We start from the raw sequence: 12,860 nt of genomic DNA on the forward strand, positions 1-12,860 counted from the left end.
CGAATCTTGAATTCAGCCGGGCCTAAGCAAATGCTTACGAAGCCATGTTTCCTACGGAAACATCTCAGGTGCTCACGTACAAACAAAACGTACGCTACGCTCCTCATGCCCTAGCTTCATCCAACCTTCTTGGTGCTGAAAACCGGCCTTTTTGAACAGGCACTTATAGCAATGGTGACATTAATCTAGCTGCCGATTCCATAAATCGTACATATATTTTTTTGTTCATGAAGGACTTCTTCTCAATCAGCTTGGTAGAGAACAAATCCCGCTCGAAATCCTTCACCATTTTGGCTACACTATCGCTCTGAACGAGCAGCGCATTTACTTCAAAGTTCAAGTGGAAGCTGCGCATATCCATATTGGCTGTGCCTACTGTTGCCACTTCTCCATCGATGATGAGCAGCTTGGAATGAAGGAAGCCCTTCTCATACTCGTAGATCTTTACCCCAACCTCAAGCAGAGCTGGGAAATAGGAGTGGGAAGCGAGAAATGGCAGCCATTTATCCGGTCGTGCCGGGAACAGGATGCGTACATCGATCCCTGACATCGCCGCAACTCGCAGAGCCGAGAGAATATCATCATCCGGTATGAAATATGGGGTGGCCAGCCACACCGATTTCTTTGCCGAAGTAATCATAGCGAAGAACAGGTTTCTCAATGTCTGACTTTCATTATCCGGGCCACTCGGAATAATCTGAATCGCCCCGCCACAGCCGGGAACCAAATTGGGCGATAAATACTGCTGATCCATAATTCGTTCACCATACACGTAATGCCAATCCTGCAGAAATATAATTTGTAGAGACCTTACGGCCTCCCCCTTGACCAGCATATGCGTATCGCGCCAGAAGCCATAGTTCTTATTGCGGCTTAAGTATTCGTCTCCCACGTTAAGCCCGCCAATAAACCCCGTCGTCCCGTCAATGACTACGATTTTACGATGGTTGCGATAGTTCACCCGGCTCGATAGCGCCAAAAAGCGCATCGGACCGAATACACCGACTTTGACTCCAGCAGCCCGCAGTTCATTAATAAATGACTTCGACAGCCCAATGCTGCCAACAGCATCATACATGAAGCGTACCTCAACACCTTCGCGAGCCTTATCGATTAATGTCTTCTGAATCTCCCGACCAATTGCATCGGCGCGGTAGATATAATATTCCATATGGATATGGTGCTTTGCCTGCTTCAGTTCCCTGAGCAGTGTCGAGAACGTCTCGTCCCCATTCGTCAGCACTCTCGTTCTGGAAGCCATGGAGAACGGTGTGCGGGCCAACCGCTGCGACAATTGCAGCATTCTTTGCTGGGCAGGTGTGAACTGGGATAGATCACGGGGCAGCATGCTGCCCCTATTATCAATCCGATCGTGGCTCAATTGATCCTGCTCCGCCTTGCGGTCGAATTTCCTTCTCTTGAAATAATTTTGGCCAAGCAAGAAATAGAGCACCAGGCCGACTACCGGCAGCAGTGCCAACACCAGGATCCAGGCTAAGGTACTGGAAGGATTGCGATTCTCCATGAATATAGCCAGACTGATCGTAATTACCGTCAGCGTCTGAAAAATACTGACTAACATTCCTCCAAATTTACCAAAAATGCCAAATCCGAAAAAATAGAACGCAAATAATATGATTGCGATCAATATGATCTGTAATCCACGTCTCATAACGTACCTCTCTTTAAAAATGCATGATTCTATTGTACATGAAGCTTGTCTTTCTTCCCACAGAATTTATGGTAATCCCTTGTACACCGCCAGTTCCGGCTCATGGGTACAACGAATTTGTATCCGTCATTTTTTTATACTATAATTGGTCTGACCCAAGAGTCATAATGAGTACTTACAAGTCACATTGGGAAGGAGGTCACTCATTGTCTAGCAAAACCGACGACAAAAAACAGTTAATCTTGAGAACCGCCATGCAATTGTTCGCCGCAAAAGGTTCATCTGCAACATCAATGCAAGAAATTGCAGAATTATGTGGAATGTCCAAGGGGAGTCTCTATTTACATTTCAAATCCAAAGATGAGCTGGAACTTAGCCTCTTTGACTACTGCTTCCAGATGCTACAAGCTGAGTTGCTTCAAGTTGAACAAGACGCCGATTTGTCTTCGCGGGACAAATTAGTTCGTGCGGTCGAAGTTCTGCTTGAGCTCGTTCTTGAGCTAAGGGAGTTCTTGCTCATGCAATTTAAGGAATGGATCATTAAAGGAAACATCTACAAGAATCCCAACATCATGAATAAAAATAACGTCAAGTTACTTCATTATACCAAAAAAATACTAATATCCGCCTATGGAGATGTAATTGACCCTTATATGGCTGATCTTATCATCTTCTCGCAAGGCATGATTGGTACTTACGCTAAGCTGGTATTCGATCATAACATGACCACAGACACGCACCGAATTTCCACCTACCTGATCGATATACTGGATTCAACCGTAGAACATCTACTTAAGACCCGGCCTACACCGTTAATACCAGAAGCGCTTATATACGATTATGGAAAATGCGGAGAGAACAGCCGCGAGCCGGATAAGCATCCCCTGCTCACCATTAAAGAGATGAAGGAGCTTCTGGAAAAAGAAAGCGGAATCGCCAGCGAGCGTGGGCAAGGGATTGAAGCGCTGCAAATTCTTGAAGAAGAATTGCTCCGCCCTCGGCCCCGTCGAGTCATTCTCAAGGGTATGGTCGCCACGCTGGAAGATCTTGATCTCCCTCAGATAGAGAGCAGCCTAGACGAGCTGCAAAGATTGCTGCGGCCTTATTATACCCAAGCGTAATAGAAACGACTATTTAAATAGGAGAAACAGAGAGGAGCAGAACCCTGTTTATGAAGAGTGTCATTAATTTCTCAATTCGCAATAAATTTGCGATTTGGCTGTTAACCATTATCGTTACGGTTACCGGTTTATATAGCGGCTTGACTATGAAGCAAGAGAGCATTCCTAATATTGACGTTCCTTTCCTTAGTATTACGACCGTCTACCCAGGGGCAGCGCCAGAAGGTGTTGTTCAGGATGTAAGCAAACCGTTGGAACAGCGATTGCGTAATGTCGACGGTGTTAAGACGATCACTTCAACCTCGATGGAGAATGCATCCTCCCTCTTCGTTGAATTTGACTATGGCAAGAATCTCGATAACGCTACAGCCGCTGTTCGTGAAGCACTGAACGATGTCCAACTGCCGGATGGTGTTCGCAAGCCACAAATTACAAGATTCAGCCTGAGCTCCATGCCAGTCGTGTCACTTAGCGTGTCCGATACGGAATCAGGCAATCTGGAGTCGCTGACCCGACTGATCAACAATGAGATTGGTCCCGCTCTGGAGGATCTTGACGGCGTTGCCTCCGTGCAAATTGCCGGACAATATATCAAAGAAGTCAGCCTGAAGTTCAATGAGGCAAAAATGAAAGAACTTGGCCTTAGCGAGGATACCGTTAAGGGAATCGTACAAGGCTCGGCATTACGTGTTCCGCTCGGTCTGTTCAATATGGAACAGTCACAGAAGGCTGTCGTTGTCGATGGCAACATCACTACCGTGGATGACCTGAAGAATCTGGCCATTCCAGTCATACCAAGCGCATCAGGCGCTCCAGTTGGAAGCGAAGCCGTTGGTGGACAGGGCAATATGCCTGCAGGCGCTCCTGGGGCCGACGCAACTCCACAGGGTGCCATGGGAGCTATCCCAATGGGGATACCAACAGTGAAGCTCGGCGATATCGCTGAGATCAAGACGATCGGCAAGGCCGAATCGATCTCTCGTACGAACGGCAAGGAATCGATAGGCATTCAGATTGTCAAAGATAACGATGCCAATACGGTAGATGTCGTGAACCGTGTTAAGGACAAAGCGGATGAACTGCAGAAGGAATACGGTCATATTAGCTTCTCCGTGATGCTCGACCAAGGACAGCCGATTACAGATTCGGTAAATACGATGCTGATGAAGGCAGTCTTCGGCGCTCTGTTCGCCGTGCTGATTATCCTGATCTTCCTGCGGAACTTCCGTTCAACGATCATCTCGATTATTTCCATCCCGCTCTCGCTGTTGATTGCGGTACTGCTGCTGAAGCAGATGGATATTACGCTGAATATGATGACGCTCGGTGCGATGACCGTCGCCATCGGTCGGGTTGTCGATGACTCAATCGTCGTCATCGAGAATATATACCGCAGAATGTCGCTTACCGGCGAGACGCTCAAGGGCGGCAAGCTGATCGTAGCGGCAACGCGTGAAATGTTCGTTCCGATTATGTCTTCTACGATCGTAACAATCGCCGTCTTCCTGCCAATGGCATTCGTGAGTGGCATGGTTGGCGAACTGTTCAAGCCATTCGCCCTGACGATGGTATTCTCACTAATGGCGTCCTTGCTGGTAGCTATCACTCTTGTTCCGGCGTTGGCCCATACCTTGTTCCGTAAGGGCTTGAAGAGCACTCATGACCATGACAGTAATCCAAAAGGCCTGGCGCTATATTATAAGAAAGCTCTTAATTGGTGCCTGTCCCACAAATGGATCACCTTCGGCTCAGCTATCCTGCTGCTCGTCGGCAGCTTGTTCCTGACCCCGCTGGTCGGCGTAAGCTTCCTTCCTGAGCAAAGTGATAAATATGTGATGGTAACTTATTCCCCAGCTCCTGGCGAGCTGCTTGAAGATGTAGAAGCTAAAATGCTGAAGGCCGAGAAATATGTCCTTGATCAACAAGGAGTAGAGAAAATGCAGTACTCCATCGGCGGAAGCAATCCGCTAGGCATGGGATCATCTAACTCGGCTCTCTTCTACATCGGATATGATAAAGATACGAAGAAATTTGATAAAGCGAAGAATGAATTGATCGAAGGTTTGAAGAAAGAAGTGCCTGAGGGCAGCTGGTCGGATATGTCAGAAGCGATGATGGGTGGCATGGGTGGAAGCTCACTCAGCGTTAACGTATTCGGTGACAGTCTGGAGCAGATCAAGCCAGTCTCTGACCAGATCCTGAAGTGGATTGGGGAAGACACGAAGCAGTTCGAGAAAGGCAAGACCAGCCTCTCCGAGACCTATGATCAATATACATTGGTAGCGGATCAACAAAAGCTGAGCTCGCTCGGGCTTACCGCAGGTCAGATCGCTATGAAGCTTAGCCCAGTTCACGAACGTCCGGTATTAACGGAAGTGGATATTGACGGCAAGAATTATAATGTCTACATTGAAGCGGACAGCAATACCTACTCCAGCGTAGCGGACATCGAGAACGAGACCATTACATCACCGCTGGGTATGCAAGTACCAATCAAGGAAGTAGCAAAAGTCGAGAAAGGAACTTCTCCGAACTCGATCACGCGTACGGATGGCAAGATGGTCGTAGAAGTCAGCGCTAAGGTCCTGACCACTGACGTACAGAAGGCATCTACATCCTTACAGGACAAAATCGATAAGTTGGATTTGCCAGAAGGCGTAAGTGTTAATTTCGGTGGTGTCACCGAGCAAATTAACGACACCTTCGGTCAGCTTGGTATCGCCATGCTTGCAGCGATTGCTATTGTATACTTCGTTCTGGTCGTAACCTTCGGCGGCGGCCTAGCACCGTTCACCATCCTGTTCTCCCTGCCATTTATCGTTATCGGCGCCATTGTCGGTCTGCTGATTGGTGGCGAGACGTTGAACGTATCCGCCTTGATGGGCGTATTGATGCTCATTGGCATTGTCGTCACGAATGCAATCGTATTGATCGACCGTGTTATTCATAAAGAACGCGAAGGTCTTACGACCCGCGAAGCGTTGCTGGAAGCCGGCGCTACCCGTCTGCGTCCGATTCTCATGACAGCTCTCGCTACGATCGGCGCCCTGTTGCCTCTCGTAACAGGACTGGAGAACAGTGCGGGCATTATATCACGCGGCCTCGGCATTACCGTTATCGGCGGCCTCATCAGTTCCACACTACTGACGCTCGTGATCGTGCCAGTCGTCTACGAATTCCTGATGAAATTCCGTCGGCGTGGCCCAGTAACCCACGACTTGGATTAATTCGAATTATTCAGCATAAACAAAGAAGACCACAGCAGCGAATAACTGAACTGTAACCCGTAAGATGGACACTTGAAAAAAGTGACCTCTTACGGGTTTTTGTGTTTTAATCATACTATCGAGAAAACACGGGGAATGAACATCATGAGGAAAATCAGAACAGGATATACTGAAGTAGAGATCAGGCTGTTGGAGTCCAATCCGAACGTAAGCCGCGTATCGGGGAGGAACATCTCGTATGCCCCAGCTTTTAAGCTCGCAGCGGTGCAAGCTAACCAAGCGGGAGAGCCACCAATGGAAATTTTTCTGAAAGCAGGCTTTAATATCGAACTTATCGGTCAGAGGACACCTACAGAGAGCCTATACCGTTGGAGAGAGACCTATGCTAAGTACGGTGAGGCTGGCTTGCTAGCGGAGCGCAGAGGTATAGGAAGTACAGGTAGACGATCAAAACGTGAATCGTCAGCAGAAGAGAAGCTGAAACAAGCAGAAGCTCGGATTAAACTCCTCGAAGCGGAGAACGAGCTTTTAAAAAAGCTAGAAGCGCTCGAAAGGCGAAACAGTAAGGAGTTGACGCCTTCCGAGCGCTTTCAGCTCATTAATCAAACGGTTCGTAAGCATGCGTTACGACGTTTAACACGTTACCTTTGTCGAATTGCTGAAGTTAGTTCGAGCGGCTATTATCGTTGGTGCAGCGCTGAAGAAACACGTCAGCTGCGAGAGACAGCCGATCAATACGACTTCCAGCTTATTAAGGGGCATTTTGAAGCCTTGAACGGAAAAGCAGGCGCATTGGTCATCAAAATGAGGCTGGAGAAATTGAATGGCATAGTAATGAATCATAAAAAGATTCGTCGTATCATGCGCAAGTTCGGATTAGTAGCTACGATCCGTCAAGCCAATCCTTATCGCAAGATGGCTAAAGCGACGCAAGAACATCGTACATGTCCTAACCTTTTGGAGCGCAAGTTTGATCAGGGAGAACCAGAGAAGGTCTTCCTTACAGACATCACATACATGCGCTATGGTAGCGGTCAGTGGGCGTATCTTTCTTGTGTGAAGGATGGTGCTACGAAGCAAATATTGGCGCACTATCTCTCTTCAACTTTGGAGTTAACGTTGGTTGAACGGACCATGGCTCGCTTACTCAAACGATTGGACGGTAATATTCATCCAGACGCCATCTTCCATTCCGACCAGGGGACACACTATACACACCCTAAAACCCGTCTCCTCATCGCCAAGGCTGGGTTTAAGCAGTCGATGTCTCGTAAAGGAAACTGCTGGGATAATGCGTCCATGGAGTCGTTCTTTGGTCATATGAAGGACGAACTTAACTACAAAGATTGTCAATCTCTTAAAGAACTGCGTCTACAGGTTAATGAGTATATGGCCCATTACAATTCAGAACGCTATCAATGGACATTAAAAAAGATGACTCCTGATGAATTCAGAAGCCATCTCTTAGCTGCCTAAGACCATAGTCGCTTTTTCAATGCTGTCCACAAAGGGGGTTACAGTTCAAACGCTGCTGTGGTCTTCTTCTATATTGCCAGAAAATTATTGAAGCTGCGCACGCCAAGCTTGCAGTCTATGCAAATCTTCATTCAGAAATTCATTCATCATCTCAGCCAGCCCGATATACAATGGACTGGTGGTGGCCGCAATCAATCTGGATGTAAATCCTTCCGTCCATTTCAACAAATGGGACTCCAGGAACCTGATTTGCAGATCTAGTCCTTCAAGCAGACTTTCACGCAGATTTAGCTTATCCAGCATCTCCTCGGACATGACAGCCATATACTCCAGCTCCAGGGCGATATGATCATCCCGTTCCCCGTTCAGCTTATTGAAGGCGATACTGCTCTCCATATAGAATGTTCTGATATCCAAAGCACACTCAGAGGCCTCAATGCCTTCCTCTTTAGCCCGATACAAGCTCTCGCAGGTTGGCACCTTCGCGGTTGGACCCATGAACAAGCGTTCAAATTCTTCGACTTCATTATAGCAAACCCGGCGAATCTCATTCTCTGGTATGCTCTCTAAATAGTTAATCAATCTACGACCGCCCTTACTCATAGGTACAGTGTTGTTCAACTCCACTTGTCTATGCCACTGCGCAATCAAAGACATGCGAGGCGGTCTGCCTAAGAAATCCACCAGCAATCGGTATCCCCAGCCTCTAAGCTTCAGCCACTTAGCCTGCTCCTGCGATATGACAGCCTGTTCATTGAACAACATAGCCATTTCGGTCATCTCCCTGTTCTATTCTGCGAAATATATATACAAGTCCAACTTCATTTATGCCAGTTTAAAAAAAGATGACTTCCTTAATCGTTGTCGGAAATCATCTCTCTTCCATATACCGACACATGATTAAGGGGTATCATGTATCCAATTCCATTATATCCTAATGAAAACGCTTTAATCATGATGTTTGTCACAACATTGTTACAGCTCAGAACTGGACATCCTCATTGTGGGAAGTCCCTCCTCGGCTTCTCTCCAGAGAGCATGGCTCTCGCCCATTCATAATCCTCAATATCATTCATATTAAATTGCAACATTCCCTCCGTGTCATCAAACTTATCCGCCAGATCAGCTCCATCAATATATTCAACATGGATGCTTGCCACCCACTCGCTCATTCGGAGTCTGCCACCCTCGAGAGCAAGCTGCAGTCCAGGCAGCACTCCCTGCCTATATGCAGCCAGTAAAGGCTGAATTCTTCCGCCGGCCTTCACAATAATGGCCTGAACACGTTCCTCTTTCTCAATAGAAGCATTCTCCTCCTCTATTCGTGTTACTCGCTCTCTTATCTCTGCAAAGACACCCCTATGAACAAAAGGCAAATCACAGGCCACTACCAGACTCCACTCCGTTGTTGCAGCCGATAATCCGGCATACAGCCCAGCAAGTGGACCCATGTCCGGATATTGATCCATAACAACCTCTGGTCCAAGATGGTTATAATCATGATGCTGGCCGCCTGCGATCAATATCCGCTGCGATACCGACTCTAGCTCCCCGATCATCTTCTCGATCACCGCCATGCCATTCAGCGGGAGCAATGCTTTATTGGTCCCCATCCGGCTTGAACGCCCGCCAGCTATAATAATTGATGTGATATCCACAGATTATCCACCTCCGATTTATAAATAATTGTAAGATTAAAGAAAACTTGGTTTGTATCCCTTTTCATCTGTGTGTTAAATTGATGCTATAGGACTTTTGGAACAAGGTCGATAAGTACCCTCTTCGAACTACCATCAATAGAAAGGAATGGCGCTTTTGCGGGACAATCCACATCATTCGTCCTCTTTGCTATCATTGGGACTACTGAATTTTTTCATCTATGGGACAACGGTTATCTTTGCCGCCTTCTTTCAATTATATTTGCAGGATATTGGAATGAACAAGCTGGAGATTGGTATTCTGATCTCAGCCGGACCGCTCGTTTCTCTACTGGCTCATCCCTTCTGGAGATTGATGAGTGATCGGTTCCACAACATCCGGCTCATCCTGCTTGTCATGCTGATCGGCTTACTGGCGATCGGTCATTTATTGTTCAGAGTAGATACTTTTCAAATGCTATATATTGTAGTGCTGCTGGTCTTCTTCTTCCAAAGCCCCTTGCTCTCACAGAGCAACAGCTTGACTCTGGGATATGCGACCAATAGCAATCAGAGATTTGAGACCTATCGGTTATGGGGCTCCCTCGGCTGGGCAACCGCGGCTCTCGCGGCAGGAATTACGATCGATGCAACAGGGAAGAATGGCTTCTCCTTGCTGTTCAGCATTATGCTTATCCTGTCCATCAGTTCGACTCTAATTCTTCCGTCATCCCGATATACGGCGGACATGCCTTGGGTCAGCGCCAGACAATTTCGACAGGTACTGAAGAACAAATATTTTGTCCTCTTCATCGTACTCGGACTATTTATAGCTATACCTAACTCAATTAATGCGCTGTTTATGCCTTTATATATTAGTGATCTCGGAGGCGATCGGCTTTCGGTCGGAATAGCGGTATTTCTATCTACACTGCTTGAGATGGCGGCTTTCGTTCTGCTAAATCGTTACCTCAAGAATAAAATGACTTATTTTATCGGCACCTTGACGATTGTTAGCATTCTGTTCGCCATACGCTGGGATATGATGGCCGACGCAGCGCTCCCGGTTCAGGTAATTATCATTCAGCTTCTACATGCGATCACCTTCGGCGGGTTCTTCTATGTCGGTACACGGTTGATCGGATTGTTCCTGCCCAGCTCATTACGTGCTGCAGGACAGGCAGTATACAGCTTCATGCTCAGTGGGGTTACCGGCATCGTCGCAGGTCTCCTCGGCGGATTCACCTTCCAGGATTTCGGACCTGTGATCATGTATCAGATGGGGGTGATGATGACCCTCTTCGCAGCGATTGGCTACGGGGCATTATGGTACCATTTTCATAAGAATGGCTATCCGCCAGCGATCTCACAGCCTAAATCATAGCTACGGCCAAAAAAAAGAAAACATCCCTCCGATTGTCACGCCCTTGAACAAGGTAACGCCGGTCGGAGGTTTGTTTTCTTTCTTGCAATTTCAGTTTACACTATGAAATGCATACCAGAGCAAGCCTTTTTTGAAATCGATTTGCGAGGAGATAGCCCATCATGCCGAATATCAAACAAATTGCCGAAGCCGCCGGTGTATCTGTATCTACCGTCTCGCGCGTACTCAATAAACATCCTTATGTGAGTGAAGCGAAGCGAAAAGCGGTAGAGGAAGCGATCGAACGTTTGCAATATGCACGAAATATGAACGCCGTTCACCTTATTAAGGGTATAACACAGACGGTTGCCGTCATTCTCCCTCACATTAACCATCCATACTTCATGCGGCTGATGGAGGGCATCGCGAGTGAAGCTCTTAAATATAACTACCAGTTGATACTGTGCCAATCCCGATATAGTCTCGATGAAGAAATGAAAGTGCTGGAAATGCTAAAGAACAAGCAGATCGATGGGATCATCATCACTTCCCGCTCCGCTTCGCTCGATCAAATCGAGCCTTATTCGGCATACGGTCCTATTCTATTATGCGAGGACGTGAAGGATCGCCGCCTATCCTCCGTCTATTATGATCATTACCTAAGTTTCCAGACCGCTATAACCTTCCTATGGGAGAAGGGGCACCGAAACATCGGATTCGCCTTAAATCGCCTGAACAATTCCAGCGGCCGCAAACGGATAAGTGCTTACTATGACACTCTACAAACATTGGGAGGTAACGGACGTGCAGAATGGATGCTGGATGGTTATCGGGACATGAAGGACAGCGCCGCGATCTTTCCTTGGTTGCACAGCTTGGATGAGAGGCCTACCGCCCTACTGATTGCTGGGGATGAAGTCGCCGCCGGCGTACTGCTCACCGCTCCGCAGTATGGATTCCGGGTACCGGAGGATATTGCCATCATCGGCTTTGATAATCAGCCTATATCTGAATTGCTTGGCATCACGACGATCGATATCCAACTGAGTAATATCGGCGCTCGCGCCTTTGCAATCATTTATAAGCAAATTACGGATCGGACGTTAGAACCTGCATCTGAGAACCTCCAATTCAAATTGATTGAACGTAAGACTGTATGAGGCTTTTAATGTTCAATGTCAGGTTGATTCTGCTGCTGCTTACCAAGCGTAGCCTTCAGCAGTAGCGGAGTCACTAAGGTTGTCAGAATGACGACGATCACGAGAACGGTGAAGTACTCCCGCTCCAGAAGACCACTCTCCAGACCAATTGTCGCTATAATCAACGCCACTTCTCCGCGTGATACCATCCCCGATCCTATCCCAAGAGCAGAACGTCTGGAATAACCGGTCAGTCTAGCGCCTAGTCCGGACCCGATCAGCTTTGTCAGAAGGGCAACTACAAAGAACAGTATGAGTAATCCTATCTGGGAGCCCAGTCCTTTAAAGCTAACGGAGAAGCCCACGCTGACGAAGAAAATGGGCACAAATATCGTATAAGCAATCGGCTGCAATTTATGCTCGACCTCATGCTTGTAGTCCGTCTGTGAGATGGCCAGCCCAGCGGCAAAGGCACCGATAATACCTGCCACGCCGAACTGCTCAGCAACATAGGCAAGGAAGAAGCAGAGGATTAGGCCTGCGCTAATAATCGCCTCGGTCACACGCAGGGGGGCCAGCCAATTCATCACCCATTTCGCGATCTTCCAGATGAATAGAGCTACGATTACGAAGAAAATGAACTTGTAGCCGATCACCATCGCCAGATTCACTTCTTCACCCCCGACCATGCTCATGACAAAAGCCAGCAGAATAACGACGAGAATATCATCAAGGATCGCCGCGCCAAGCATGGTCGTGCTCTCTTTACTCTTAAGCAGCCCCAGATCCTTAAGACTTTGTACAGAAATACTGACCGAAGTAGCCGATAGAAGTAAACCAAGGAAGATGGCCTTGGATGAATCCATACCGATGGCGATTCCCACCAAATAACCTCCAAGCATGGGCAGAGCGATTCCCCCCAGAGCCACTGCGGTCGATGACTTGAAGGAGCGCTTCAAATCCTCAATATTTGTCTCCAGCCCTGCCATGAACATGAGCAGAAGCACACCGATCTCGCTTAACTCCTCGATCATATGCGAGTTCTCTACCCAACCGAGCATTGCCGGACCAATAATGATACCCACTAGCAGCTTACCTACCACCGCTGGCTGCCCCAGCCTTGCGGTTAAATCACCGGCCAATTTGGTAGCTAGTAGAATAATTAGAATAGTCAAATAGAACATTAAATCCCTCCCTGTTTTTTAGGATAGCATGCCCAAAAAAA

Annotated in this window: 9 protein-coding genes; 5 read left to right on the forward strand and 4 right to left on the reverse strand. The window is 47.6% G+C overall.

Going from position 1 to position 12,860, the window contains the following annotated elements:
• Nucleotides 1-163: 163 nt before the first annotated feature.
• Nucleotides 164-1,672, reverse strand: coding sequence for a cardiolipin synthase (cls, locus tag EI981_RS26720; RefSeq protein ID WP_127003430.1), 1,509 nt, complete (start codon nt 1,670-1,672; stop codon nt 164-166).
• 206 nt (nt 1,673-1,878) lie between these two features.
• Here cls and EI981_RS26725 point away from each other — a divergent pair, with 206 nt between their 5' ends.
• From EI981_RS26725 to EI981_RS26735, 3 genes are all read left to right on the forward strand, one after another.
• Nucleotides 1,879-2,793, forward strand: coding sequence for a TetR/AcrR family transcriptional regulator (locus tag EI981_RS26725; protein WP_162616283.1), 915 nt, complete (start codon nt 1,879-1,881; stop codon nt 2,791-2,793).
• A 50-nt stretch (nt 2,794-2,843) separates the two neighbouring features.
• Nucleotides 2,844-6,020 (forward strand): efflux RND transporter permease subunit, encoded by a 3,177-nt coding sequence (locus EI981_RS26730; protein WP_127003434.1) that lies wholly within the window; start codon nt 2,844-2,846, stop codon nt 6,018-6,020.
• 144 nt (nt 6,021-6,164) lie between these two features.
• Nucleotides 6,165-7,496, forward strand: a complete 1,332-nt coding sequence (locus EI981_RS26735) for an IS3 family transposase (protein WP_127000076.1) — start codon at nt 6,165-6,167, stop codon at nt 7,494-7,496.
• Between the two features lie 84 nt (nt 7,497-7,580).
• Here EI981_RS26735 and EI981_RS26740 read toward each other — a convergent pair whose 3' ends face one another.
• On the reverse strand, nt 7,581-8,267 hold the full coding sequence (locus EI981_RS26740) for a TorD/DmsD family molecular chaperone (protein ID WP_127003436.1): 687 nt from the start codon (nt 8,265-8,267) through the stop codon (nt 7,581-7,583).
• 227 nt (nt 8,268-8,494) lie between these two features.
• Nucleotides 8,495-9,154 (reverse strand): molybdenum cofactor guanylyltransferase, encoded by a 660-nt coding sequence (gene mobA / locus EI981_RS26745; RefSeq protein WP_127003438.1) that lies wholly within the window; start codon nt 9,152-9,154, stop codon nt 8,495-8,497.
• A gap of 148 nt (nt 9,155-9,302) precedes the next feature.
• Between mobA and EI981_RS26750 the strand changes: the two genes are divergently transcribed.
• Both EI981_RS26750 and EI981_RS26755 read left to right on the forward strand, forming a co-directional pair.
• Complete coding sequence (locus EI981_RS26750; RefSeq protein WP_127003440.1) at nt 9,303-10,517, forward strand: MFS transporter; 1,215 nt, start codon at nt 9,303-9,305, stop codon at nt 10,515-10,517.
• A 161-nt stretch (nt 10,518-10,678) separates the two neighbouring features.
• Nucleotides 10,679-11,656, forward strand: a complete 978-nt coding sequence (locus EI981_RS26755) for a LacI family DNA-binding transcriptional regulator (RefSeq protein ID WP_127003442.1) — start codon at nt 10,679-10,681, stop codon at nt 11,654-11,656.
• 5 nt (nt 11,657-11,661) lie between these two features.
• On the opposite strand, the gene EI981_RS26760 is transcribed toward EI981_RS26755, so the two are convergent.
• Nucleotides 11,662-12,819, reverse strand: a complete 1,158-nt coding sequence (locus tag EI981_RS26760) for a cation:proton antiporter (protein ID WP_127003444.1) — start codon at nt 12,817-12,819, stop codon at nt 11,662-11,664.
• Nucleotides 12,820-12,860 lie beyond the last annotated feature (41 nt).

The organism is Paenibacillus lutimineralis (assembly GCF_003991425.1).
GTDB classification, from domain to species: domain Bacteria; phylum Bacillota; class Bacilli; order Paenibacillales; family Paenibacillaceae; genus Fontibacillus; species Fontibacillus lutimineralis.

Coding starts and splice junctions, on each gene's coding strand:
- EI981_RS26740 (WP_127003436.1), bottom strand. CDS start 8,267: ATGGCTATGTTGTTCAATGAACAGGCTGTCATATCGCAGGAGCAGGCT.
- EI981_RS26730 (WP_127003434.1), top strand. CDS start 2,844: ATGAAGAGTGTCATTAATTTCTCAATTCGCAATAAATTTGCGATTTGG.
- cls (WP_127003430.1), bottom strand. CDS start 1,672: ATGAGACGTGGATTACAGATCATATTGATCGCAATCATATTATTTGCG.
- EI981_RS26735 (WP_127000076.1), top strand. CDS start 6,165: ATGAGGAAAATCAGAACAGGATATACTGAAGTAGAGATCAGGCTGTTG.
- EI981_RS26750 (WP_127003440.1), top strand. CDS start 9,303: ATGGCGCTTTTGCGGGACAATCCACATCATTCGTCCTCTTTGCTATCA.
- EI981_RS26755 (WP_127003442.1), top strand. CDS start 10,679: ATGCCGAATATCAAACAAATTGCCGAAGCCGCCGGTGTATCTGTATCT.
- EI981_RS26760 (WP_127003444.1), bottom strand. CDS start 12,819: ATGTTCTATTTGACTATTCTAATTATTCTACTAGCTACCAAATTGGCC.